21 protein-coding genes are annotated in these 25679 nt (G+C 31.1%); 7 read left to right on the forward strand and 14 right to left on the reverse strand.

The window, feature by feature from the left end; translation table 11 throughout:
• Positions 1–9 precede the first annotated feature (9 nt).
• From AC27L2_RS02725 to AC27L2_RS02765, 9 genes are all read right to left on the reverse strand, one after another.
• Positions 10–1365, reverse strand: coding sequence for a glycoside hydrolase 5 family protein (locus AC27L2_RS02725; protein ID WP_487210127.1), 1356 nt, complete (start codon positions 1363–1365; stop codon positions 10–12).
• 94 nt (positions 1366–1459) lie between these two features.
• The gene (locus AC27L2_RS02730) at positions 1460–2917 is read right to left on the reverse strand and encodes a sigma-54-dependent transcriptional regulator (protein WP_487210128.1); all 1458 of its coding nucleotides are present in this window, start codon (positions 2915–2917) and stop codon (positions 1460–1462) included.
• Positions 2904–4409 carry a sensor histidine kinase gene (locus AC27L2_RS02735; RefSeq protein ID WP_487210129.1) on the reverse strand — a complete coding sequence of 502 codons (1506 nt, stop codon included), beginning with the start codon at positions 4407–4409 and terminating at the stop codon, positions 2904–2906. The genes AC27L2_RS02730 and AC27L2_RS02735 overlap by 14 nt, the downstream gene beginning before the upstream one ends.
• Positions 4410–4411: 2 nt before the next feature.
• The gene (locus AC27L2_RS02740; RefSeq protein ID WP_487210130.1) at positions 4412–5722 is read right to left on the reverse strand and encodes an extracellular solute-binding protein; all 1311 of its coding nucleotides are present in this window, start codon (positions 5720–5722) and stop codon (positions 4412–4414) included.
• Between the two features lie 62 nt (positions 5723–5784).
• Positions 5785–7374 (reverse strand): glycoside hydrolase family 28 protein, encoded by a 1590-nt coding sequence (locus tag AC27L2_RS02745; protein ID WP_487210131.1) that lies wholly within the window; start codon positions 7372–7374, stop codon positions 5785–5787.
• A 103-nt stretch (positions 7375–7477) separates the two neighbouring features.
• Positions 7478–8527, reverse strand: coding sequence for a glycoside hydrolase family 5 protein (locus AC27L2_RS02750; protein ID WP_487210132.1), 1050 nt, complete (start codon positions 8525–8527; stop codon positions 7478–7480).
• A gap of 24 nt (positions 8528–8551) precedes the next feature.
• Complete coding sequence (locus tag AC27L2_RS02755; RefSeq protein WP_487210133.1) at positions 8552–10561, reverse strand: sialate O-acetylesterase; 2010 nt, start codon at positions 10559–10561, stop codon at positions 8552–8554.
• Positions 10562–10672: 111 nt separating this feature from the next.
• Positions 10673–11488 (reverse strand): alpha/beta hydrolase, encoded by an 816-nt coding sequence (locus tag AC27L2_RS02760; protein WP_487210134.1) that lies wholly within the window; start codon positions 11486–11488, stop codon positions 10673–10675.
• A 50-nt stretch (positions 11489–11538) separates the two neighbouring features.
• Positions 11539–13356, reverse strand: a complete 1818-nt coding sequence (locus AC27L2_RS02765) for a cellulase family glycosylhydrolase (RefSeq protein WP_487210135.1) — start codon at positions 13354–13356, stop codon at positions 11539–11541.
• A 256-nt stretch (positions 13357–13612) separates the two neighbouring features.
• Between AC27L2_RS02765 and AC27L2_RS02770 the strand changes: the two genes are divergently transcribed.
• Positions 13613–15013: an AGE family epimerase/isomerase gene (locus AC27L2_RS02770; protein ID WP_487210136.1), complete on the forward strand. Its 1401-nt coding sequence runs from the start codon at positions 13613–13615 to the stop codon at positions 15011–15013.
• 105 nt (positions 15014–15118) lie between these two features.
• Positions 15119–16912, forward strand: coding sequence for a glycoside hydrolase family 2 protein (locus AC27L2_RS02775; RefSeq protein WP_487210137.1), 1794 nt, complete (start codon positions 15119–15121; stop codon positions 16910–16912).
• Between the two features lie 39 nt (positions 16913–16951).
• Here AC27L2_RS02775 and AC27L2_RS02780 read toward each other — a convergent pair whose 3' ends face one another.
• Entirely contained in the window at positions 16952–17374 is a 423-nt protein-coding gene (locus AC27L2_RS02780) for a secondary thiamine-phosphate synthase enzyme YjbQ (protein ID WP_487210138.1), read from the reverse strand.
• A 106-nt stretch (positions 17375–17480) separates the two neighbouring features.
• Here AC27L2_RS02780 and AC27L2_RS02785 point away from each other — a divergent pair, with 106 nt between their 5' ends.
• Both AC27L2_RS02785 and AC27L2_RS02790 read left to right on the forward strand, forming a co-directional pair.
• Positions 17481–17990, forward strand: a complete 510-nt coding sequence (locus AC27L2_RS02785) for a nitroreductase family protein (RefSeq protein ID WP_487210139.1) — start codon at positions 17481–17483, stop codon at positions 17988–17990.
• A gap of 80 nt (positions 17991–18070) precedes the next feature.
• Positions 18071–19324, forward strand: a complete 1254-nt coding sequence (locus AC27L2_RS02790; protein WP_487210140.1) for an MgtC/SapB family protein — start codon at positions 18071–18073, stop codon at positions 19322–19324.
• An 80-nt stretch (positions 19325–19404) separates the two neighbouring features.
• Here the strand turns inward: AC27L2_RS02790 and AC27L2_RS02795 are convergent, their stop codons facing one another.
• The 4 genes from AC27L2_RS02795 to AC27L2_RS02810 are packed head-to-tail and all read right to left on the reverse strand — an operon-like array spanning position 19405 to position 23821.
• Positions 19405–20616 (reverse strand): alginate export family protein, encoded by a 1212-nt coding sequence (locus tag AC27L2_RS02795; RefSeq protein ID WP_487210141.1) that lies wholly within the window; start codon positions 20614–20616, stop codon positions 19405–19407.
• Between the two features lie 9 nt (positions 20617–20625).
• Positions 20626–22110, reverse strand: a complete 1485-nt coding sequence (gene nrfA / locus AC27L2_RS02800; RefSeq protein ID WP_487210142.1) for an ammonia-forming cytochrome c nitrite reductase — start codon at positions 22108–22110, stop codon at positions 20626–20628.
• A 12-nt stretch (positions 22111–22122) separates the two neighbouring features.
• Positions 22123–22743, reverse strand: a complete 621-nt coding sequence (gene nrfH, locus AC27L2_RS02805; protein ID WP_487210143.1) for a cytochrome c nitrite reductase small subunit — start codon at positions 22741–22743, stop codon at positions 22123–22125.
• Complete coding sequence (locus AC27L2_RS02810) at positions 22730–23821, reverse strand: 4Fe-4S binding protein (protein WP_487210144.1); 1092 nt, start codon at positions 23819–23821, stop codon at positions 22730–22732. Before AC27L2_RS02810 ends, nrfH begins: the two co-directional genes overlap by 14 nt.
• Before the next feature lie 180 nt (positions 23822–24001).
• Here AC27L2_RS02810 and AC27L2_RS02815 point away from each other — a divergent pair, with 180 nt between their 5' ends.
• The 3 genes from AC27L2_RS02815 to AC27L2_RS02825 are packed head-to-tail and all read left to right on the forward strand — an operon-like array spanning position 24002 to position 25679.
• The gene (locus AC27L2_RS02815) at positions 24002–24403 is read left to right on the forward strand and encodes an Rrf2 family transcriptional regulator (protein WP_487210145.1); all 402 of its coding nucleotides are present in this window, start codon (positions 24002–24004) and stop codon (positions 24401–24403) included.
• Between the two features lie 54 nt (positions 24404–24457).
• The gene (gene ric / locus AC27L2_RS02820; RefSeq protein ID WP_487210147.1) at positions 24458–25207 is read left to right on the forward strand and encodes an iron-sulfur cluster repair di-iron protein; all 750 of its coding nucleotides are present in this window, start codon (positions 24458–24460) and stop codon (positions 25205–25207) included.
• 10 nt (positions 25208–25217) lie between these two features.
• On the forward strand, positions 25218–25679 hold the full coding sequence (locus AC27L2_RS02825; protein WP_487210148.1) for a c-type cytochrome: 462 nt from the start codon (positions 25218–25220) through the stop codon (positions 25677–25679).

Raw genomic sequence — 25679 nt, forward strand, 5'->3', positions numbered from 1 at the left:
AATTCCGGATTATTTTTCTGAAAATAATTTTTGATTAAATCCTTTTTCAATCAAAGAATTCATTTTCTCTGAGTGTTCTTTAATAATTGAAAGAGTAGATAAGTCAGTATCATAAATTGAATTAAATCCTTGAGGTTCTTGAGGCGGGTCACCTACAAATGGGTCACCAACACGCCAGACATTATCCTTATTTTTGCCTCTTCCAACTCCACCCCACGACCAGAAGTTTGTGCCTGCAATTGGTGCTCCAGCAGCTGCACTGTCATAAACAACATCAAAAATAATTTTGTAATATTTATCTCTTGCAGTTGTTGGAGTTCCGGGTGAACATATTTCATAATCACGTGATAATCCAAATTCTTCCAATGTTATTGGCTTATTTAATTGTCTGGCATAAATTAAATGCTGATTGATATAATTAACTGCTTTTTGAATAGTGGAAGGAAGAGTTTCATCAATTCTTTTTGCATCGAACCATCCCCAGTTTTTGGGCCAAAGATGAAATGTCATATAATCAATATTTTTGCTTTGATGAGCTTTTAAATAAATTTCTTCCGAGTCAAGACTTCCTCTTAAACCTTCGTTACCAGTAGTAACAAGATGATTTGGGTCAATCGAATGAATAAATGCTGCTGTTTCATCAATCCATTTATAAAAATAATCAAGATAAGGAAGAGCGGGATCGCCCCAGCCCGGTCTCGGTTCATTAGCTAACTGCCATGCCATTATGGTTGGGTCTTCAAAATAAAATCGATTGGTAAATTTATTTTTTCGAGTAATTATTTTTTTGATGTATTCTCGAAAATGTTCATTTGCTTTTTCGTTTCTATAAAATTCGGCAGAATAGTTCATAAAGTCGGGCCAAGTATAATTTGAGCTATTTGGGTCTACCTCTTTGCCAGAACCATACCATTTATTATAAACAACAAAACCACCAGACCATTCCCAATAGTTATTTAAAAAAACAACTGCATGCATATTTCTTTTTTTCATTTCATACAAAAGATAATCCAAGCCTTCAAGCAAATCTTCATCAATAATTCCTGGTTCAGGTTGAATTGCAGGATCAAGAGATGTTTTAATGTATGATTTTTCTGAAGAGGCTAATACTCGAAGATTTGTAATTCCATTTTCTTTTAATATATCAAGTTCTCTTTTAAGTCTTTCTCTATCACCTGTTGCCCCGGGCGAACCAAGATAACATCCATACCAAAAATTTGTGCCTACAAAGTAATATGGTTTTCCATTTAGTTCGAATTGAGTTCCTCTTACTTTAATGAAATCAGAAGTATCCTTTACAACTGTTGATGCACAACCTTCTGTTAAGAATAAAATTCCAATAAGCAGCAAGTAAATTTTTTTCATAGTGCCTCTATTTATTTAAAATAATTTTGGAATACTGATGAAGTTCAATCTCGTTTACAATTTGTTGAGCATGACAAATTGAATAACATCAGCATTATTTAAGACCTAATTCTTTACACATTCTATAGAAGTTTGATGGAGCCAAACCAAGCCGTTCTGCAGCAGCAGAATCTGAACTTGAAATGCTTCTGACATACTTGAAATATTTTATGCGAAATAGTTTTTCAACTTCTTTAAGAGGCAATACTTGTCCATTATAAATATCTTCAAAGTTAGTTTCTTCTTTGGCAATTATTTGACTTCCAAGAATTAAAGGATTGCTGATGTCCTTTGCAGTAATAACGCCGCCAGTGCAATTTAATATTAATCTCTGAACAACATTTCTTAATTCTCTTACATTGCCAGGCCATTTGTAATTTAATAAGATTTCTTTTGCTTTCTCATCATAAGTAGGTTTTGGAATTCCCATATCATTGCTGAAATATTCAAGGAAGTAATCGAAAAGAAGTATAATATCATCTCCTCTGTCTTTAAGCGGAACTATATCAATCGGAACTACATTAAGTCGATAATACAAATCTTCTCTAAATCGGTTGTTGTTTACTTCGTTTGCAAGATTTTTATTTGTTGCTGCAATTATTCGAACATTTACAGAAATTTTTTCCGTTCTTCCAATTTTTTCAATTTCCCCGTCTTGAATTACTCTAAGCAATTTTACCTGAGCTGAAGGCGGGAGTTCTGCTACTTCATCAAGAAAGATTGTTCCGTTGTTTGCTATTTCAAAAAGTCCGGCTTTACTTCCATTGGCTCCTGTAAATGAACCTTTTTCAAAACCAAACAATTCACTTTCAATTAATTCCGATGGAATACTTCCGCAGTTTATAGGAATAAAGTTTTCATATTTTCTTTTGCTTTTAAGATGAATGTTCCAAGCAACTAATTCTTTTCCAGTTCCTGAAGGTCCATTAATTAAAATATTTACATCACTCTTTGCATACTTTTCAATATTTTCTTTCAGCTGCAGCATTGGTTTTGATTCACCGATAATCTTTTTTGATTCAAGCAATTTTTCTATGCTTTGTCTGAGTCGTTTATCGGATTTAAGTTTTTGCTTTTCTAATTTTTTCTTTTCATAAGCATTGAAAATGCTAAGTATAAAATCTGTAGGTTGATAAATATATTCTTCAATATTACCAGGATATTTTGTGCAGTACCAGAATGCTCCTGCTCGTAAAAGTTTATTAGCAAAATCATAGTTGGTAATGTTAATAGTCATCTTTGTGATTACAATAATTTGAATGAGCGGGTCACAATCTTTTATTTTGGAAATAAGTTCTTCGCCTTTAAGTCCTCCGGATATTTGATAATCCATAATAACGACATCATATTTATCCGGGTTTTCTTTTATAAGCTGAAGAGCTGCCAGTCCATTTGAAACAACATCGAGCAGTTTAACCATGGAATTGTAATAGTTGAGAGTATTTTTTACTCTCTTAACATCAAAATCTTCATCTTCAACTAACAATACATTAATTTGTTCATTCTTGCTCATAGTGCTCACCATAATTTTTTATTGTTAATATAAATCTGCATCCACCTTCTTTAAGATTAAATGCATCAATATCCCAGCCGCATTTTTCAACTGCCATTTGATATGCAATGTAGCATCCATATCCAGAGTTAGCACCTTCAACTTTTTTTGTGGATTCATTTTCTAAAAATATTCTTTTTATTCCATTGTCACTAATTTCAAGAAGTTCTTCTTTTATTCCCACACCGTCATCTTCAATAATTATGTAAGATAGATTTTCAATAGCATCATACTTGGTAGAAATTTTTATTGTAATCATTCTTTTATTGCCATGGTCGATGCTGTTTTGAATTAATGGTTCAAGAATTTCCCAGATTACAAATTCATTTACATTTACAAGCGGAAGTTTATCGTCAAGGTCAAGCTTAAAAGTGAACATCTCATTTTTGCTTGATATTCTAAGAAAAACATTTTCTACTATGAATTTAATTACTTCATTGATATTTGTTTTGAACATTGGATTAATGATTGTGTTAATATCCTGGTCATACCATTTCATATCATAAATAATTCTTGAAATAAAATTCGAATAAGTAATTACTTTGCTTTTAAGTTCTTCGATGCCAGGTGCATTCATTTTTCGGACATCTTCTTTTATAAAACCAATTATTTTTTCTGCTTTGTGATGTGTATGATAAATTCTTTTTGTAAAGAGAGATTCCTTTTCGAGGCGGATTTGTTTTTTAATGTTTTCTTGATGTTCTTCATAAAATTTTTGAAGGGCTTCGTTACGCTCTTTGACTGCTTGGGAAGAAACAACAAAAATTATTATCAAGCCGATGAAAATAAGCGATGTATAAATTAGAGCAACTTTATCGTAATTTGCTCTTACTTCTTTTGTGAGGAAAGAAAAATCGGGAGTAATTTTCATATACATCACACCGAGGTATTCGCCATCAGGTACAAAAGGCACAAGTATGTTGAACGTTCTATTATTTTCCAATGTGCTGTAAATTATTTCGGAAGCTTTCATTTTATCTTTTACAGACAAAAATAAATTTACTGCTTCGATATGTGCATCTTTTTGGCTTTCATAAGGCGGCAGTGTGTTTGTCAAGAATTTATAAAGTTTTTGTCCGCTGTCTATTACATACAATCTGTGATTCTTTATTAAGATTAAGCTGATATCCTCCACGCTTTTTTGAATGAGCTGCTGCTTAAAAATTACATTGAATGAATAAGTAATTCTTCTTTCGTCGTATTCATTTTGAGGTTTGTCCATAAATAAATTTTCATAGAGTAGTTCCATGCTTGTAGAGGTTACAATTGCAAGTCTTTCTGCAGAATATTTTTGATACCACGACTGAGTTTCTACAAGAAAATCATTAAGAGAAGATTTTTGAACAAGAGCCATAATTATCTGAAACAAAATCAAAATAAACAGGAATGCAGTTACATGTTTGATTTCAAATCTATATTTGGAAAATTTGCTTTTAACTTTCTGTCGAACCATAGTTAATATTCTTTGATTATATTTTTTTCATATTGAATTGAATTAGTTGCTTTTATCAGAGCTTCCTTCACACTTATTTTTTTTAATAATGCTTGTTCAAAATAGTAAGACATAATTTTTGAATAACGAGTATATTCTTCATGTGCGGGTCTGTGTATTCCGTATTTAATTAGTTCTCTAATTTCTCTGAACTCAGGATATTTTTTTACAAAAGAAGAATCATAATAAAATTTTTTGATTACAGGATAATGCCCGCTCAAACGATAAAATGTTTCCTGAGATTTTTCACTCAACAAGAATTTTATAAAATCAACAGCAGCTTCTTTTTTATCTGAAAATTTTGAAATCATTAAATTCCATCCGCCAATTACAGAAGCAGGTCTTCCATTTTCAAAATATGGAAGGGGAGCTTTTCTTAAATATTTTTCTTTTGATGGATCGAATGGAGTTTCTTTAAAATCTTTGTCGTAACTGGGCCATCCTCTTAAGAACAATCCATCATTTTTGATATAATAAGCATAACTTGGTATTTCTGTGAATTTTATTACATCACGAGGAGTAAGTTTATATTTATAAATAAAATCAACAAGCATTTGTAAAGATTTTTCTGCTTCTGGTCTATCGAGATTAAAACCATATTGATGGAAATAATCGGGATTCTGGCTTAATAATAATTCCATAAAACTGCATATAAATCCTTCATAATCTGCTGCTGGGAAAATATAGAATGGAAAATCGATTCTTGAATTTTCTTTTATTCTAATAAATTCCTGCCAGGTTATATTGTTATGAATTTTATTTATTAACTTTTTTCCATCTTTGAGTTTATTGAGTAAATCTTCTCGATAGTATAAAACTCCCTGCACGCGATTTAGCGGAACAGAAACAAGTTCGCCATTTGAATAACATGATTCTAAAGCCAAAGGAAGAATTTTATTTTTTTCTTCTTCAGTAAAATATTTATCGAGAGGTTCACACCATTTTGCAAATCTTTGAACCCAGATAATATCAACTGCAAAAATATCAATTCCATCTCCAGTTCCTCTTAATGACCTTGCTAAAACTTCTTTTCTTTCATTTGTGCTGAAATCAAAATTTGGAAAATCAATCGGAATTACTTTTACTTTTCCTTTCATTAATTTATTGTATTCATCAATCAAAACTCGGTGAGCAGCGGTAATTCTATCAGCAAAATAAATTTCTGTTACAGGATTATTTTGAATTCTATACCTTTGGAAATAAAAAATTCCAAGATATACCAGTGCAAGCAGAAGTAAAAGTGCAAATCCCCATGTTTGCTTGAAAGTTATCATATCTCAAATTGCCCAATTATTATTCATTGTAAGAGCAATTAAAATTATCCGCCATAAATTTGTTATTCGAACAAGTTATTTTTCAATGCAATTTTAGTTACATTCTTTTTTCTTATAAAATTTTTGGAAGATGCTTTTATGATGCTGTTATAAATCTTAAAATCTTTTCCATCTTCAAGATAAAACATCACATCTTTTGTTGCAGGTGGCGGTGTTCCTCTGAATTTATCAATTATAATGTTTTCAAAGCCTTCAGCCCATATTCCATATGTAAAAAAATCTTCCATGTTCTTTTCAAATTCGAGTGAAGAATTTGTGATGAATATATTTTTAACATTTTTTAAATAGATTCCCGGAATATCATGACTGAATAAATTCAAATCTTGAAATGCAGTTGGACGCAAATCGATATTTCCGCCATAAGTTTTTTGAAGAGGTCCATTTTTTATGAATAATTCTAATCCATCAAAAATTATATTTGAGATACTTCCTTTTTCATATGCATAAAGAATAATTCCATTTTCACTTGTAGCTTTGATGTTGTGAAATTTAATGTCTTTGATTATTCCAGATTTTCTTTCTTTTGTAGTTGGAATTGATTGAATATGAATTGGTTCTGCTTTGCCCCACCAATCGCCAGTATGCAATTTTGTTTCGATAATTATATCAGAGAACGAAACATTTTCAATTCCTCCTTCAATTCCAGTAAACAAACCAATTCCACGATTTGAGTTATAGATTACAATATTGTTGAAAGAATAATTTTTCATGTAGTTATGGTCAATTCCGCCAATTCTAATTCCGCTTGAACGAGACATAAGAATACAATTGCTCACTACAATATTTTCGGAAGGACGTTTGAGATTTTGAAAACCCGGCAATTCGAAGTGAGTGCTGTAACTGTTGAGCACAATAGCATCATCTCCACCAACAATTTCGCAATTGGAAATCAATACATTGCTGCAGGATGTGCAGTCTATTCCATCACTATTTGCAATTAAAACGTTATTAAGAATTCTTACATTGTTTACAGTTACTCCATTGCAATCGGCAAAGTGTAAAGTCCAGAAAGGAGAATTTTTTATTGTGACATCTTGAATTTTTACATTATTGCAATTAGAAAAAATAATCATTTGATATGGTCTCTGTGGATGAGGTTCAATTGGTCCATCTTGAATTCCGGCGTCATCAGGACAATAATTTTCTTTTTGACGTGTATAAAGCCTGAACTCGGGAGGAAGAAATTTTTTTCTCTGATTTATATAATTAAATAAATCTCCGCTGCCGTCAATTATTCCATCACCTTTAATTGAAATATTATCAGAATTTTTTGAAAAAATTAATCCAACTCTGATGCTGTCAATGTAGTAATCATTCAGATTTGGAGAACCTAAAAGCACTGCACCATTTTCGAGATAGAGATTAATGTTTAATTTTAATTGGATTGTACCAGTTAAAAAAGTTCCTGCTGGAATGTAAACAGTTCCTCCTCCGTGTGATGCACAATCATCAATTGCTTTTTGAATTGAAATTGTATTCAAAGTTTTTCCATCACCCACAGCACCATAATTTATAATGTTATATTGCTGTGAATTTATAGAATTAAATACGGCAAAAAGAATTATCAAAAATATTTTAATAAGTTGATTCATTGTTTTATCATGAATGTTAATCCAAAAAATTTATCATTTTCATAAAATTACTTTTCGATATCCATGACATTTTTGTTCAGCATTTATTTTTATAAAAAACACTTCACTTTTTCATTGCTTGTTTGAAGAACTCTCCGCATTCAGTCAGTTCAAAAGTTTTCCAGGACTTAATCATGCGTGGATACCATTCTGGATCAAAAACCCATGCTATCCAGCTTATTCCTTTTGATTCGAGATAATTAATAATTGCAGTTCCATATTCACCATTTGCATTAATTGATTCATCACCTAAAGTAAAACCAATTTCAGTAGCAATAATTGGATAATGGTTTGCAGCAAATCCAAAATTTTCTTCCCACTTTGGTTCCCAAGGCTTTGTTCTTTTGTGTGGATAAGGATGAGTTACATAAGCAATATTTTCTGCATCAATTGGTTCAATAAGTAATGGAGTTAAATCATAAGCCCAATCAAATCCAGCAACAAGAGGGATTGTTTCTTTATCATAAGCTCTGATTAGTTTAATAATATTTTCATTTGTTTTTTTCCATTCACTCCATGTGGCAACACCTAATTGATTGAAATAAAGTGTTGGTTCATTAAAAAGCTCATAAAATGCAATTGTATTGTTTCCACTGTATCTGCGTGCAATGGTTCTCCAGAATTCATAAGTTTCTTTTTTTGTTGTCTCATACATTGGGTCTTGAAACAATTCCATTTCCAGATTGCCAATGCTATGCCAATCAATAATGATATACATTCCTAATTCAGTGCACCATTCAACTGCTTGGTCAATCAGTTTTACATATTTTTCCGGAGTTCTTTCCCGCCAAGCAACTGGATGAATTGGAATTCGAACAATTTGGGCTCCTAATTCTTTTACTTTTTCAAAAAGTATTTTATTCCATTGACCCTGATGTTCAATTTTATCCGGGTCAGAAATTGATAAACCTCTGAATAAAATTGTATCTCCATTCTCTGTAACAAATCGATTTCCACTTACTTTGATTAATGGAAGTTTTTTGCTGTTTGGACTTTCATATGGTTTTAAGTATTGATCATTCCACCATGCATGATACTTAACTTGTTGTGCATTTGTGAACTGTATTTGAAGTAAAATTATTATCAAGAAGAATTTTAAGTAATTCATCTTCATATTACCACCTGTTTATTTGTTAAATTAATCCCAGTTGTCAGTTCTAAAAGAAGAAGCTGGTAATCCTGCTTTGTTGAACAATGTAGCCTCTGATGTGTTATCCCAGCAATATCTTACTGCAGCAGGATTTTTAATTTCGGGATTGGTTAGAATTAATTTTTTCCCAACAATTTTAACTTCAGCTTTCTTAAATATTTTATCTTCGCCTGCAATTAAAAAATTATTTTCACCATTTCTTTCTTTTAATATCAATCCGCCGTCTGCATAATCAAATGTTAGTTCAACTTTGTCCTTAATAATTTTCATTGATTTGTAAATTGGTCCTGAATAAACAACTTTTTTGTTATAATCTTTTGCAAGAGCCCAAAGTGCAAGTCTTTCTCCAACGTCCTTTTTGTTTCCAGGATGAATGTTGTTTGGATTTCCAATATCAAGTGTAACAGCCATTCCAGTTTTTGGAACAGAAAGAGTTTTAAGCTGTGCTTCTCTTAATTTTTGAGATTGAGTTTGTTCTCCATAATTATATGGTGCAATTTGAACAAAGTAGAATGAAAAATTTTCTCCCCATTCTTCACGCCAATTTTTTATCATTAAAGGGAAAGTAGTTTTATAAAGTTCTGGATTGCCGGTATTCGATTCTCCTTGATACCAAATTACACCTTTGATTTTATATGGAATTAATGGAGCAATCATTGCATTATAAAGTGCTGACGGTGTGTTGGAAGATAAATCAACAGAAAGTTTGGGGCGATTGTAAAATTCTTCGTTCAATGCACCAAATATATAAAACTTCCCACCTGAGTATTCTGCTACAGGGAGATAATTCCAGATACCTGCTAAAGAGATTATTTCATTAGAATCTTTTGGATAAATTTTCATTTTTTCTTTTGCGCCCCAAATTCCACCGCCGCCTTGAGTATCAATAACTCTTACTGCAATTATAAGTTCTTTGCTTTTAACTAAATCTGCAGGGATAGTGTAAATTCTGTCTATTTGCCAGAAACCTTCAGTTTCATAGCTTCCTATTTTAGTTCCATTGACATAAGTAATATCCATGTCGTCAATTGGACCTAATTCAAGAATCAATTCTTTATTAATCCAACTTTCGGGAATTTCAATTTTTTTTCTGAACCAAACCACGCCATCAAAATTTCCAAGTTCAGTTCTTTCCCAATTTGTAGGCAATGTCATTTGTTTCCAGTTGCTATCATTAAAATCAATATTTTGACACATGGAATCTTGAAAATCCAGACCTTTCCATTTTTCTTCTCTTGTTCTTACATCTATGACTGGCTTAGAACTCAGCCATTCTTTTAGTTTACTTATTTCATCCTTACTTTTATCAAGCTGTTCAACAATTTTTTTATAATCTTCAATTTGTGAAATATATTTTCCTGATGTCCATGCTTCAACTGGTGTTCCTCCCCAGCTTGAATGAATTAATCCAATTGGTACTTTGAGTTCGTTGTATAATTTTTTACCAAAGAAATATGCAGTTGCACTGAAGCGAGCAGCAGTCTCCGGATTTGATTCAACCCATGTTCCTTCGCAGTTAAATTCTGGCTTATTTGAAATTGCACGTGTTACAGTGAAAAATCTGATATTAGGATTTTTTGCAGTCTTTATTTCCTGAGCTGAACCATAGATTGTGTCTCGTGGGGGCCAACCTTCAAGCGGCATTTCCATATTCGATTGTCCTGAACAAAGCCATACTTCTCCAATCAAAACATTTTTGTAAACAATAGAAGAATCATCAAATGCTATTTTTATTTCATAAGGTCCGCCTGCTTTTGGTGTTTTAATTTTTACATTCCAGCTTCCATCATCATTTACTATTGTTTCGACTGATTGCTTCCATGTTGTTTCTATTTTCACTTTTGAATTTGGTTTTGCTTTTCCCCAGATGGGTACAAACGATTTTTGCTGCAATACCATGTTATCAGAAAATATTGACGGCATTATAATTTGATTCTTCTTTTCTGTTTGTGCATTACTAATTGAAAATAGAATTAAGAGTAATGAAAGTATTCTCATGGCATTTTCCTCTGCTTTATTATAAAATTTGCAAGATTGCAAAATTTCAAAATTGCAAGATTACGGGATTTTAAAATTTTGAAATCCATAAAACTCCATTGTAAATCATATTTACTTTTTTAAAAATAGTCTTATTCCTTCATATAAAGCTGGCTCCCAAACTGTGTAATGGTCTTTGCCAGGGTCAATAAATGATTTCATATAAAAATTTTTATAATTCCTTTCTTCAAGAATTTTTATTAATTCTTTAAATGGATTTAGAAAACGTTTTTCATCTTCAATACTGCCTACTGCAATATAAAGTTTTGCATTTAGTTCTTTTGTTTTTAAGTGAAGATTTTTTTCGATATCAAACAAATCAAGATATTGATTGTTGTAAAATGTTTTTTCTTTGGCTGCTGGACTTGCGATAATATAATTACTGAATATATTTTTTGTTTTTTCTGCATAATTAAAAAGAGCAAACATTCCAAAGAATCCACCAAATGACGAGCCCCACAATGTTCTTTCGTTTGTTGTGCGATATTTCTTTTCAATATAGGGAATAAATTCGTCACAAATAAAATTAAGAAATTTATCTGCATGAGTAATCAAGTCTCTTACTCTGATAACATCAGGATTATATGAATCTGGATAACCAATGCCCACAATTATAAGTTCTTTAACATTTTCTTTTTCTACCATTTCATGAATTGGTTTATGCTGCCCTCTTCTCCAATAACCATCAGTCAAATAAAGAACAGGATAATGTTTTGCAGGATTTTGAAAATAACTTTGCGGCAATGAAACATCAATTACAAAAGTATCTTTTACAATTTGTGAATACAATTTAAAACTTTTTATTTCTGCAGAATTTTCATCAAAGTCAGAATTAATTCCCTGTATGCATTTCGACAAAACAAAAATCAGCATTAAAAAAATTTTCATAAAAATAACTTCAATACTTAGTAGAATTTCACACTTTTTTGCTGCTTTAATTATGGCTGATATTTTATTTCAACTCGGCTAATCTGAATTCCTTCGTTCAATACAATTTTTACAAATCTTGAATCATTTGGGACATTGTTCACAGTATATCTTACAGCATCAAAAAAATTGTAGTCGTTTTTGCCAAATTTGAATACTTGTTTTTCTGGGAAAACTTCTTGCAGTAAATCAACATTGTTACCAGCAAATATTTTTATATCGGCATTTTCATCTGTTGAAAAGAAATCTATTTTAATTTCGGAAATATTCAATGGTGTTTTATAAATCAAGTAACTTCCATTTTTCCCTGTTAATCTGCTTCTGTCTTCTTTCGCTCTTCTAATATCCTGATAAGTAAGAAATTCAAACTCACCATCTTTTTGAAAAACTTTATTAAAGTTTTCCATTTCATCAACAATTTTTTTGAATTTCACTTCTACTGGTCCGATTATATTTGAATAATCAGAAATTCCTGATTCATTTTTGGCAGCAATTCTATAAAAATATCGTTTTCCAATTTCTGCAGTTTCATCATTGAACAATGGTCGATATTGATATTGAGCATCGTCTACATTATCTGCAATCACTTTCCATTCATCAACATATTCTTCTTTTCTTTCAATAATATAAGATTGAGCTCCTGTGGAACCTTGCCATGAAATTTGGGATATGTCATCAAAATCAAGTAATCTTGGTTTTTCGGGGACGGGCATAGGAGGAACAGACAAGCCATCAATTTGATAAGCTTTTTCTCTAATCATGTTTAATACTAATTTTTCGTCGTACCAATCTCCGCTGCTAAATCCAGGCCAGCGATATGCAGCTACATTGTTGTATTCATAATGATGATAAAAACCACCTTCTCGGTTGTGAAATCTTAAACTCCATATCATTCCTCCTGTAATACCTTGATTAATTATAGTATCTGTTATTGCGCGAATTTCCTGCGGCGGAACAATTCCAAACTCGCCGATAATGTACGGCTTTTTTCCTTTAGCCATACTTTGATTATCAACTATTTTTTTAAGATTGAGTTTTGTATCTCTATAATGATGTGTTGTTACTACATCTATATTTGTATCTTGAATTGCTTCAACTGATAAGTCTGGTGAATTTCTTCCTTCAATTACAAGATGATTTTTGTCAAGACTTTTTATATAAGCAGCAATTTCTTTTGTCCATTCGTAAGGTGCGTTTAATTCATTTCCTGTTTCCCAGCCAAATATTGCTTTATCGTCTTTATAAAGAACTCCTGTATAGGTATTTTTTCTATTGATTGTAAATTCAATGGTTTTTTTGAAATCGGAAATAATTTCAGGGTCTGTCCAAAATGCATCACGGTCTTTGTCTCTAAATGCAGCATATTCTCTTGGTCCTCCCCACCAGTGCCAATTATCAACAAAAGGAATTATAACTCTTACACCAACTTCATTTGCTATTTGAAGAACTTTATCGAGTGCTTTGAATGCTTCTTCATTAAATTTCCCAGGACCTTCTACGTGGCGGATTATATCAGGAGAATCAATATCTCTTTTTACGGATAAAACATACATTCTAACAACTTTTCCGCCAAGCTGTTTTATAGAAGTTAAAGCATCCCGAATTTCAAATTCATCTGGAAGTCGCCAAGGATTTGTTGAATCAAATGGAAGATAATCTTCTATGTAATGAAGATTTGGAATATTAAATGAAATGAATCTTAATTCTTTTCCATTATCAAAAAGTTTATCGTCTTTTCTTTCTACAAACGAAGTAAATTTACTTGCACTGCACTGCAGAAAAAGTAAGCTGATTAATAAAATTAAAAGGTGAGTAATTTTTTTGTTCATAACTATTCCAGATTTTTGTTCTTTCAAAAATTTGACTAAAAATAACATAATATTCCAGAAGATTTTATACCTCTAAAACTATGCCGTTTTTAATTTACTTTTTGATAATAAATTCAAAGTCGTTGGGAATGATACTTTATTATTTTAATAAAACTATTATCATATTGTAAAAAATACACTTTATAAATTCATTGAAATATGCATTCTTTTGTTAGCATAATATTTGCAATATGAACTTAATGTCAAAATGAGAAAAATGAGCAAAACCTCAAAACAAAAAAACTGCTTAGAAATGCTTGATGAATTGACAAAAAATTTATTAGAAAAATGGTACCCGCTTGCTATTGACAAAGAATATGGTGGTTACTTTACTAACATTACTTTTGATTTTAAACTTATGCCTTCGCAGGAAAAGATGATTGTTACACAGGCAAGACATATGTGGACAACTGCAAAAGCAGCAAGATTTCTTAACAGTGAAAAATATTATGATTATTCACTTCATGGCTTCAAATTTATGATGGAAAAAATGTGGGACGATAAATATGGAGGATTTTATCAAATACGTAGCCGTGAAGGAAACTTATGTGAAATTGAAGGCTGGCTTGATGAAAAAAGAACTTATGGAAATGCCTTTGCAATTTATGGTCTTGCTGCTCTTTATGATATTACAAAAGATAAAAATATACTCGAAGCTGCAATAAATGCTTTTGATTGGCTTGATAAACATGCTTACGACCCGCAATTTAAAGGCTATTTTCAATTTCTTACACGAGAAGGAATTCCTTTCGATAAAAATAGTTCATACAAAACGAAAGCTAGTGATGCAGTAGAATGTGGTTACAAAGACCAAAATTCTTCAATCCATTTGTTAGAAGCTTTCACAGAACTTTATCATGTATGGAAAGATAAAAAATTGTATAACCGCTTATTAGAACTCTTAACAATTATTCGTGATGTAATAACAACACCAAAAGGATATCTCCAATTATTCTTTGAAAGAGATTGGAAACCTGTTTCATTCAGAAATGCACCTGAAGAAATAAGAAAAGCTAATTACAGATTAGACCATGTTTCTTTTGGTCATGATTATGAAACTGCTTTTTTAATGCTCGAAGCATCTTATGCATTAGGACTTGAAAATGATGTTGAAACATTAAGAACTGCAAAAAAAATGTTAGACCACGCAATTGAAAATGGATGGGATAAAAAAAATGGCGGATTCTTTGACGAAGGTTATTATTTCACCGAAAATGGTAAATGCCAAATAATTAAAGACACAAAAAACTGGTGGGCACAGGCAGAAGCATTAAATGTATTGCTGCTGTTTTCTAAAATATTCCCTAACGAAAAAAAATATTATAAACTATTTTTAAAAGAATGGGAATACATAAAAAAATATTTAATTGACCACAAATATGGCGACTGGTACTGGGGCAGTCTTGAAAAAGAACCTCATTACAGAACTGAACCCAAAGGAACAATATGGAAAGCTACATACCACAACGGCAGAGCTTTAATGAATTGTATTACAATTTTATCTGATGACGATTGCGAACTATATATTTCAAATGAAAAATTTCGTTCGATTAAATATGAGTTCAATGATTTTATAAAACACTGGCAGAATGTTGCTGAGCTTGTAAGTGTTGATTAAAAGGAATTATTGTTCAATTTTTTTGGAGTTACGTCAAAAATTTTTTGACCTCAGTAATTAAATTTTTCAAATAAGATTAAAGAAATAAAATCTTCAGGGCTTTCTATGAAAAAATTAGTTTTCTTATTTACTTTATTTCCATTCATTGTAAATCCTCAAATAAATTTAATTCAAAATCCCTATGGGAGAAATTATACTACATTAAATGGAAAATGGAAATATGTAGTTGACCCATATAAAAGCGGCAAAAGAAATGATTGGTACGAAGGAATTTTTATGGATCGCAAACAATCAAATAAAAGTGAACGGATTGAATACGATTTAGATAAAAGCTTGACCATTTATGTCCCCGGCGACTGGAATACTCAATCAGAAAAGCTATTTTATTATGAAGGTCTTATTTGGTATAGAAAAGTTTTTGATTATCAAAAAATAAATCCATCAAATCGAGTGTTTATTTACATAGGAGCTGCAAATTATGATGCGGAAGTTTATTTGAATGGTAACATAATTGGAACTCATAAAGGAGGATTTACACCATTCAATTTTGAAATTACAAATTATCTTAAAGAAAAAAACAATTCATTGTTCATAAGTGTAGATAACGAAAGGAAAAAAGAATATATACCTGCACTAAAAACTGATTGGTGGAATTATGGTGGCATTACCCGCGATGTTCTTTTGATTGAAGTGCCCGAAACTTTTATAATTGATTATTGCATTCAATTAGAAAAAGGTTCTAACAATAAAATTCAAGGTTATGTAAAACTTGATGGGAAAGATAAAATTCAAGAAATAACAATTGAAATACCCGAATTAAAAATCAATAAAAAATTTCAAACCGATGACAATGGTTATGCAAAAATTAATTGTGATGTAAAGAAAATTGAGTTATGGTCACCTGAAAATCCAAAACTTTATGAGGTGGTTATAAAAAGTAAAAATGATATTGTGAAAGATGAGATTGGTTTCAGAACAATAGAAGTAAAGGGAACAGATATTTATCTAAATAATAAACCAATTTTTCTAAAAGGAATAAATATTCATGAAGAAAATCCAATTAGAGGAAGTAGAGCTTATTTAAAAGAAGATGCCGAAATGCTGCTTGGTTGGGCAAAAGAATTGGGATGTAATTTTGTCCGGCTTGCACATTATCCTCATAATGAGTTTATGACTCGAATAGCAGATAAAATGGGAATACTCGTTTGGTCTGAAATTCCTGTTTATTGGGATATTGATTGGTCAAATCCATCAACACTTGAAATTGCCAAAGGCTACTTAGAGGAAATGATTTCACGCGATAAAAACAGAGCATCAATAATTATTTGGTCGGTTGGAAATGAAACCCCAAATAATCCACGCAGGCATCAATTCATTAAAGAGCTTTGTCAAAAAGCCAGATTGATTGATAATACTCGTCTTATAAGCAAAGCTTTTAATTCATTTTATACGAGTAAAGATAATCTATTTACAAAAATATTTGATGACTCAACAGCTGCATTAATGGATGTAATCGGAATAAACGAGTATGTCGGCTGGTATGATGGTTTACCAGATAAATGTTTAAAAACAAAATGGGAAATTAAATTCAATAAACCAGTTATTATTTCTGAATTTGGTGGGGGCTGTCTGCAAGGCTTTCATGGAGATACATTAACAATTTGGACAGAAGAATTTCAAGAAGATTTATATAAGAAAAACTTATTTATGATTTCTCAAATTCCACAACTTCGTGGAATAACTCCTTGGATATTAGCTGATTTCCGATCTCCAACAAGATTACTTCCTGATATTCAAGACCAATGGAATAGAAAGGGAGTTATATCAGAAAAAGGAATTCGCAAGAAAGCTTTTTATTTACTGAAAAATTTTTATGAAAATTTCTCGCCTAAATTTTGAGATAAGCAGTATAATGTTCAATTTATTTTTTAATAATTTTTATTTCTCACCTAAAAGTGTGACGACAATTTTTCTCGGTCCGCCATAATTTCTATGCTCGCATAAATAAATTCCCTGCCATGTGCCAAGATTAAATCTTCCATTCGTAATTGGTATAAATAAAGAACTTCCAATAATTGTAGTTTTTATGTGAGATGTCATATCATCAGAACCTTCAAGTGTATGTTCAAAATAACTTGCATTTTCAGGAACAATTTTATTGAAATAGGTTTCCATATCAGAACGAACAGTTGGATCTGCATTTTCATTTATTGTTAAAGATGCAGAAGTGTGTTTTATAAAAATGTGTGCAATGCCAATTTTAATGTCGTTAATCTCTGGAATATGATTAAGAATCTCATTTGTAATCAAATGAAATCCGCGGGATTTTGCTTTCAAGGTAATTTCTTTTTGAATTATCATATTTACTAATAAGTTAGTAAGTAACTTGCTTTCATAAAATAGCAATTAAAGCATCATGTAATCAACATTAAAAAATTTTTTAATTTGCAACAAAAAAAATTTAGCTATGGAGACACTCGAAGCAATTATTACAAGAAGAAGCATAAGAAAATTTAAGAACAAGGAAATTGAAGAAGAATTGATAATTAAAATGCTTCAAGCTGCAATGTATGCGCCTTCTGCAAGAAATACTCAGCCCTGGCATTTTATTGTAATTAATGACAGGAAAAAGCTTGATGAAATTCCTCGTCTGCATCCTTATGCAGATATGTGTTATGAAGCTCCGCTTGCAATTATGATATGCGGAGATTTAACATTAGAAAAAATGGAAGGTTATATTGCAATTAATTGTGCTGCTGCTACACAAAATCTGCTGCTTGCAGCGCACGATTTAGGTTTGGGTGCAGTTTGGCTTGGCGTTTATCCGCGTAAAGAAAGAATGAATGCTCTCTCAAAATTTTTTGAAATTCCAGAAAATATTATTCCTGTTTCACTTGTTGCGGTTGGTTATCCCAACGAGTCAAAATCTACACCTGAAAGATTTAAGCCGGAAAGAATTCATTATAATAAGTGGTAATTGAAAGACAATTTACAATTTAACATGCTTTACAATTCAAATTTTTTTGAGCAAATTGTGAAAAAAGAAAATGATTTAACATGCTTTCAATTGAATGGACAGAACAATTAAGATTCTTAGTTGCTCTCGCTCTTGGCTTTTTAGTTGGACTTGAACGCGAAAGCAGCAAATCCCGACAAAAGAAAATTGTACTTGGCGGCATCAGGACATATCCAATAATAAGCATGCTTGGATTTGGATGTGCATGGCTTTATCACATTGGTGTTCAAGCTATACTGCCAATTGGTTTAATTGCTGTCTCGGGATTAACAGCAATTTCATATTTTACAAAAGTTCAATCAGAAAGACTTGGTGTTACAAGCGAAGTTACAGCACTTGTAACATTTATTGTGGGTGCACTTGCATTTCTTGTTGATATCTGGGCTTCGATGGCTCTTGGAATTATTAATACAATTCTGCTTTCTGAAAAATCAAGACTGGAAGAAATGGTCGAAAAACTCGACCGTGTTGAATTTCTTGCAGTTCTTAAATTTCTTCTTGTTACTTTAATTATTCTTCCTGTTCTGCCGGATAAAGATTATACGATGTTCAATCTTAATCCATCTAAAATCTGGAAAATTGTAATCATTGTTTCTTCTCTTGGATTTATTGGATATTTCTTGTCAAAAAGATTTGGCGACCATATTGGTTTTAGATTGTCTGGTTTGGTTGGCGGAATAGTTTCAAGCACGGCAGTTGCAATTGCCTATGGAAGGATAGCTCAAAAAAATGAAACCATATCGAAAAATGCTCTTCAAGGTTCATTGATTGCATCGAGTGTTATGTATTTAAGAGTATTGATTTTGATTTTTATTATCAGTCCATCTATTGTTATTCATATTTGGTGGCAGTTGATTATTCTCAGCTTAATTGGTTTTGCCTTATCATTTTTTAAAATGAAAGTTCGTTCAGGCAAATCTTATTTCAACAAGGAATCACAAAATCTTCAAAACCCATTTGAAATCAGACCTGCATTATTGTTCGCAGTTTTATTTATTGTTTTATCTGTTATAACTGGATGGGTAAAAATGTATTTTGGTAAATCTGGAGTTCTAACACTTTCTGCTGTAGTAGGAGTTACAGATATTGACCCGTTTATTTTATCTTTAATCAGTTCTCCAAACTTTGGAATTAATATTCTCGTATCTGCAGTATTAATTGCAATGATGAGCAATACAATTATGAAAGGAATTTATTTTTCTTATCTCTCACAAGATGCAAGAAAAGAATCAATTTATCGATTTGGAATTTTGACTCTGTCTCACCTACCACTAATTTTAATAACGCTTTTATAAATAAGAGCTGACTAATAAATTTTTATAAAACATTACATCATTGTTTTTATTATTAGTCAGCTCTTTCGAAATTTTGATTGCTAAATGTTTATAACAGCCATTAAATAAAACCAGGTGGAAGTATCTTTTCCTTTCTTTTCCTTAAAAATTTCTCCAGGGAAAAATAATGATGCACCACCTTCAAAGTTCACATATTCGTTGTATTTGTAATTAATTAGAATATCTAATTCCGAACCAAAATCATTTGTAGTTTTGTTGGAAATTAATTTATAATCTTTAGCAGATTTGAAAAGATGATAGTTGAAATTAATTGCTAATCCATCCAAAGGCATGAAGTTAAATTTACCAATTAAATCCATAATACCTAATCCATAAGTATCGTTTTGAAGATTTACAAAATAATCCATATAGCCATAAAATTTATGACCTGTAGGATATAAACTTGTAAATGCTTTATAATTATTATCAGTTAAATTATCATCTCCGCTTGCATAATCAAACTGCACACCAATCGTTGGTTTGCAATTTCTTTTGAATGTGTAATTCCCGTTGATTGAAAAAGTTAATGCGTTGACATCTTGTTTTCTATTTGATATGAATGCTTTTCCAAATTGATATCCAAAATCAATTTCATGTTGAAATCTTCCTAATTCACCTTTTACATAAAAACCGGCTGTTGCCCTGTCGAGATAACTTGTTGGATTAATTCTTTGCCAAATAATAAAAGGCTGAATTTTATAAGAGCCCGATAAATATAAATCGGTGAATAATCCATAAATATTCTGGTCTAAAGAATCTGATGGATTGAATTTTTCAAATTCACGAATTGCAAAAAGTTCTGCTTTGAAACTTTTATCTTTGAAAGCAATAAGCCCGCCATCAAAAGACCTTCCAATATTGCTCCAGCCTACAGGACCAATAAACCTTTCCGAGCCGTAAGATAATTCCATTCTTCCAATTTTGATATCAACAGGGAGATTGAAAATATCATTAATTACAAAATATGCTTGATGAACATCAAGATTCTTAGAATTGGATAAAGTTGATTGTTCTTCTCCAAAAGTTCTTGAATCTTGAATTTGAACAAATCCAGAAAGAGTTTTTAATGGCTTGAATGATAGTCCTAATCTTGTTCGTAATTGAGTAAAAGTATTTGGATTTGTAGAAGATTTGAAATCTTTGTTGTCGATTTCGAATCTTGGTCTAATTTGAAAAGAGAATTTTAAGTTATCCTGTGAATACAAATTGAAATAAGAAACAAGGATTAAAGTAATCAAAAATAGTTTTTTCATATTTCCCCCTTAATAAGTTTTAAGTGTGCCTTGTCGTTCTTTTGCTTTTTTATCCCATTCGACAACTGTTGTTTTCAAAAATTCTGCTTTATCATCTTCGAGTTCTTTCATGTTTAAGCCGATAAATTTTTGTGCTTTTTCTTTGGTTGATATATCAGGCAAAGCAACGGGATATTTAACTCCATGTTTAATCAGAACCAAAGCAATTTCTTTTCTTGCTTCTTCAGCTTTTTGAATTGCGGTTCCAAGAACTCGTAAAGCTTCAACAGGTGAATGAAATCCCATGCCATTTGCTGCAGCTACCCAATCCCATCTCCATTGAGCATGTCGAATTAATTTCAAAGCATTTTTCATTTCTGATTCTGTTGCACCGTTATCCCATGCAATTTTAGCTTCAATGTGAGCAGCTGCAATTGCTTTTTCTGCAATCTTTCTTAATTCATTAATTTTATCCTGTCTTTCATAAACATTTTGAATCAGCTTTTGAGTTTTTTCTCTGTGACAAACCTGACAAGAATTTTCAATATTATTAAGTGGACTTTGAATATGATGGTCAGTAAACTTTACGCCGCCTTCAGTTTTGTAAGGCATATGACAATCTGCACAGGATACTCCTCTATCTGCATGAACTCCAGTCATGTATAATTCATAATCTGGATGTTGAGCTTTTAACATTGGTGCTTTACTTAATGCATGAGTCCAATCAGAAAATTCTAATTCATCATAATATTTTTCCATTGAATCTGCACTAAATCCTTTATCCCATGGAAATGTTAAATATTTTCCTTCCCCTTTGAAATAATATTCAACATGGCATTGAGCACAAACAAGCGACCTCATTTCATTGTGAGTAAAACTCTTAATGTCTTTTCCCTGCCTTTGAAATGCTTCAATTAAAGCGGGTCTTGTAATTCTTAAGTCCATTGTTTTTGGGTCGTGACAATCTTGACATCCAATTGGATTTACAAATTCATGACCTTTTTCAATCCATTTGCCTTTATAAAAATTTTCTACTCCATCTCTTGCCATAACTCTTGGAACATCAGTGCTTTTGCATGTCCAGCATGTAGCAGGCATTGGACTGATTTTATTTCCTCCTGTTCTCAATGTTAATCGAATATCTTTTACTGCATAAGCATGACCTCTTGGAGTTTTATAATCTTTTGAAAAAGGATAACCAGCCCACATGATTACAAGTTCTGGAGACATTGCAAGATAATCTCTTGTAACAGAACCTGCATACTTGCTTGCAAAAGAAGTATCTAATGTTTGTAGATAAGTTTCATACTCACGAGGGTAATTTTCTCCCCATACCTCGTTGCGTGGTTCCCATTCTGCAATTGGCTTTACAACTTGAAGTGTAAAAGCTTCGCTTCTTCTTTCTACAATTGAAGAAGCAAACAATCCAATAAAGAAAACAATTATTACGGTTGCAAAAAACAGAAGCCATGCAACCCATGGCTTGCTTTTAATAATTTCTTGAATTGGTTTCATAATTTTTCCCTTTTATTTTTTTGTTTCTTTTTCTTCAAAAAATTTTGATAACCATTCAGACATAATTGGTTCTAATTTCGGCACTCTTGCATAAGGTGTTGATGAAAGACTGTGAATTTTTCCATGCGGTGTTTCACGATGACAATCCCAACAATATTTTTCTGTTTGTTCTGCTACACTTCTGTTGTTTATTGCTCTTAAACTTATCGGATGAATTTGATTTGTGTGGCATCTAATGCAATTTTCTTGAACAGCTTTTTTTCCTGCTTCTTTAATTTGAATTACCTGCGGTTCCAATCGTAATGTAAAAATTGTTGCATGTCTCAATCCGTCATTTGCCTTAAACCAATATTTTCTAAAAATATTATCCTGTGGGACATGACAATCATTGCAAGTTGTTACTCTTCCATGACTTCCACGTTGCCATGTTGCATATTCTGGGCGCATTATATGACAATTTACACATACTTTTGGGTCATCTGATACATAGGACAATGCATTTGAAATATAAACAACATGGAAAAGCAAACCGAAAAAAATACCAAGTAAAATTATTACTGGCAGTCTCCAGTTTTCTGGGGGTGTTAAAGCATGAATAATTTTTTTAATGAAATTAGATTTATTCTGCTCCATTAAATTCTCCTGAACTGGATTTATTATTTAATTCACGAATTTCTTTTGCAGAAGTAGGATGACCTAATTTGTCGATATTCTTATGAAGAAAAATGTATTCCTGTTTAGAAATTTTATTTTGCCAGTTGCCCGTTAAAATTCCTATCCCTGTAACTCCAATATAAATAAGAATAATACCTAAAGCCACAATTTTTTTAGGAACTCTTTTATTTAATATTTTAGTTTTAACTTCGAGAGTATTTGCTACTGGACATGCATCGACACAACTTAAGCACATTGAACATTCATCAGAACGAACATTAATTACTTTATCAACTTTAATAAATGATGGACAAGCTTTAGCACATAAACCGCAGTCAATGCAGCTTTTGACTTCTCTTTTAATTTTGAGTGGACTTAAAAAAGAAATTATTCCCAACAAAGCTCCGTATGGACATAAATATCTGCACCAAAAATTTCTAATTACAATTGAAAGGAAAAACAAAATAGAAATTACGATTAAAGAAAATCTGCTTATCTTAGCAAAGAAATAATACATTTTAATATCTGCAACAAGATTGTAAGGACTATCAAGAAATAATTTCAAAGCATCAACTGTCATAGCAAAGAATATAGCGTAGATGAAAAATCCAAGCAAAAGATATTTTAATGACCTGAGTGGATAATCAATAAAATTAGGAAGCTTTACTCTTTTTTTGAATAATTTTTTCCAGACATTCTCGCCAAAGTCTCCAATCATTTCGGATAAAAATCCAATAGGACAAAGCCAGCTGCAAAAAGATTTACCGGCAAAAAATGAAATTGCAACAATTGCAAGGAAAATAAAAAATCCTGAGGGATGAGCATAATGAATCTCGCCGGTTAAGATAAAATAATAAATACTCATAAGTGAAGAGATAGGCAGAAAACCCTCTACTCCCGGCGGACGATATGCAACAGAATTTATATTCTGTAATTCAAGTGATTTTACAAAAATTGTGAATTCAACTCCAATCCATATGCATAATAATGCAAAAAGGAGTTGAATCAAGAATCTATATTTTTGAATTGGTTCCTCAGTATTCTTTATAATTTTCATAAAATAATCAAATTTATAAACAGATTAAATAATCCGTATTAAATTTACTGTAAAAATTTCAACTTGTCAATTTTCTTCAAAAAATAAGGCAATAATAATTTTATTTCTTTGGCAAAAAATAATACTTGACATCTATAATAAAGATTATTATGTTTAATCAGAATAAATATTCTGTAATAAATGTTCATAAGTAATAAAATAAAATATGGAATGAAAGCGTTGCTTTATCTTACCAAGCTATCAGAAAATGAAGTAGTTCCAGCAGCCAGGTTATCTAAGGAATTAGAAATCCCAAAAGAATTTATCTCGAAAATTATGCAGTCGTTGGTTTATCAGGGTCTATTAAAATCAAAGAAAGGAAAAGGAGGTGGTTTTTATTTGGCATTGCCGCCGGATGAAATTAAATATGAAATTGTATTCAGAGTGTTGGGTTACAAAGAAAAAAATAATGAGTGTTTGTTTGATATGTCGCATCTGTGTGAAAGAAAAATTTGTCCTTTCTGTGATAACTGGAAAGAGTTTATAAAAAATTTCAATTATGCAATTAAATCTTATTCTATTACGGGAAAAGCAAAAGAATAAAATTTTTTATGACATAATCGGATTTTTTAAACTTAATAAGAAGGAGAAACAAATATGAATGATATTAAAACAATAGATGAGCTTTCAAACATTAAAGTAAAAGATATTGTGACGATAAATTATAAAACTGCTGAAGTATTAGAAAAATATAAAATTGATTTTTGCTGTAACGGCAATATTTCTCTTAATGAAGTTTTAAGGGATAGAGAATCAGATAAGCAAAAAATTGTTGATGAACTACTTTCAGTAATAAAAAATGAAACAGTTAAATCAGAAAACTTCAATGATTGGGGGATATTAGAATTAATTAATTATATAGTGGATGTTCATCATAAATATGTTTTGGAAGCAGTTCCAAGAATTTCTTCATTCTTAGATAAAGTAGTAGAAAAACATGGCAGTAAATATCAATATCTGACAGAAATAAAATTACTGTTTAATCAATTATCAAAAGAATTAGAAAATCACATGATGAAAGAAGAAAGAATTTTATTCCCTTACATGAAATATTTGGTTGAATGCCAGAAGTTTAATGAAAAACCAAAGACAAGTGGTTTTGGCTCTATTAATAATCCAATTAGACAAATGGAAGTTGAACATGATTCGGCTGGTAACATTCTGCATAAACTTCGTTATTTAACAAATGATTACAAATTGCCTGATGATGCATGCACAACATTTTCTTTGGTATATGAAGAGTTAAAAGAATTTGAAAAAGATATGCATAAACATATTCATCTTGAAAATTATATACTATTTCCAAAATCAATTGAATTAGAAAAAAACTTATTAAAACAAAATTGAAGGAGTTAAAATGAAGAATCAATTAATACTTGCATTGTTTTTAAGTCTTGTATTATCTGCATGTGGCGGGGATAATTCAAATTATGATCCTGAGAAGGAAAAATTAGCAATTAAAGCAGGATTAACAGTTTTTGAATATGAAAATGGAATTGGTCCGATAAAAGAAAAAATGAATATTCCTACTACGATTGATAAAATTATGGCTGAAAGCGGCAAAAAAATTTTTGAAGAGAAATGCACACAATGTCATAAACTTGATGAAAGATATACAGGTCCAGCGCTTCGCGATGTTACAAAAAGAAGAACACCAGAATACATTATGAATATGATTCTTAATCCTCAAGAGATGACTCAAAAACATCCAGAAGCAAAAAAACTTTTAGGTGAATTTGCAACTCAAATGACTTTTCAAAATGTAACTCAAGAAGATGCAAGAAAGATACTTGAGTATTTGCGTTCTGAAGCTAAATAA

Source organism: Rosettibacter sp. KY25, from assembly GCF_057554405.1.

Bases quoted from the DNA above. Each gene is read 5' to 3' on its own strand.
- AC27L2_RS02725 (WP_487210127.1), bottom strand. From the start codon at position 1,365: ATGAAAAAAATTTACTTGCTGCTTATTGGAATTTTATTCTTAACAGAA.
- AC27L2_RS02810 (WP_487210144.1), bottom strand. From the start codon at position 23,821: ATGAAAATTATAAAGAATACTGAGGAACCAATTCAAAAATATAGATTC.
- nrfH (WP_487210143.1), bottom strand. From the start codon at position 22,743: ATGGAGCAGAATAAATCTAATTTCATTAAAAAAATTATTCATGCTTTA.
- AC27L2_RS02795 (WP_487210141.1), bottom strand. From the start codon at position 20,616: ATGAAAAAACTATTTTTGATTACTTTAATCCTTGTTTCTTATTTCAAT.
- AC27L2_RS02740 (WP_487210130.1), bottom strand. From the start codon at position 5,722: ATGATAACTTTCAAGCAAACATGGGGATTTGCACTTTTACTTCTGCTT.
- AC27L2_RS02765 (WP_487210135.1), bottom strand. From the start codon at position 13,356: ATGAACAAAAAAATTACTCACCTTTTAATTTTATTAATCAGCTTACTT.
- AC27L2_RS02755 (WP_487210133.1), bottom strand. From the start codon at position 10,561: ATGAGAATACTTTCATTACTCTTAATTCTATTTTCAATTAGTAATGCA.
- ric (WP_487210147.1), top strand. From the start codon at position 24,458: ATGAATGATATTAAAACAATAGATGAGCTTTCAAACATTAAAGTAAAA.
- AC27L2_RS02730 (WP_487210128.1), bottom strand. From the start codon at position 2,917: ATGAGCAAGAATGAACAAATTAATGTATTGTTAGTTGAAGATGAAGAT.
- AC27L2_RS02775 (WP_487210137.1), top strand. From the start codon at position 15,119: ATGAAAAAATTAGTTTTCTTATTTACTTTATTTCCATTCATTGTAAAT.
- AC27L2_RS02735 (WP_487210129.1), bottom strand. From the start codon at position 4,409: ATGGTTCGACAGAAAGTTAAAAGCAAATTTTCCAAATATAGATTTGAA.
- AC27L2_RS02760 (WP_487210134.1), bottom strand. From the start codon at position 11,488: ATGAAAATTTTTTTAATGCTGATTTTTGTTTTGTCGAAATGCATACAG.
- AC27L2_RS02815 (WP_487210145.1), top strand. From the start codon at position 24,002: ATGTTCATAAGTAATAAAATAAAATATGGAATGAAAGCGTTGCTTTAT.
- AC27L2_RS02785 (WP_487210139.1), top strand. From the start codon at position 17,481: ATGGAGACACTCGAAGCAATTATTACAAGAAGAAGCATAAGAAAATTT.
- AC27L2_RS02750 (WP_487210132.1), bottom strand. From the start codon at position 8,527: ATGAAGATGAATTACTTAAAATTCTTCTTGATAATAATTTTACTTCAA.
- AC27L2_RS02745 (WP_487210131.1), bottom strand. From the start codon at position 7,374: ATGAATCAACTTATTAAAATATTTTTGATAATTCTTTTTGCCGTATTT.
- nrfA (WP_487210142.1), bottom strand. From the start codon at position 22,110: ATGAAACCAATTCAAGAAATTATTAAAAGCAAGCCATGGGTTGCATGG.
- AC27L2_RS02790 (WP_487210140.1), top strand. From the start codon at position 18,071: ATGCTTTCAATTGAATGGACAGAACAATTAAGATTCTTAGTTGCTCTC.
- AC27L2_RS02825 (WP_487210148.1), top strand. From the start codon at position 25,218: ATGAAGAATCAATTAATACTTGCATTGTTTTTAAGTCTTGTATTATCT.
- AC27L2_RS02780 (WP_487210138.1), bottom strand. From the start codon at position 17,374: ATGATAATTCAAAAAGAAATTACCTTGAAAGCAAAATCCCGCGGATTT.
- AC27L2_RS02770 (WP_487210136.1), top strand. From the start codon at position 13,613: ATGAGCAAAACCTCAAAACAAAAAAACTGCTTAGAAATGCTTGATGAA.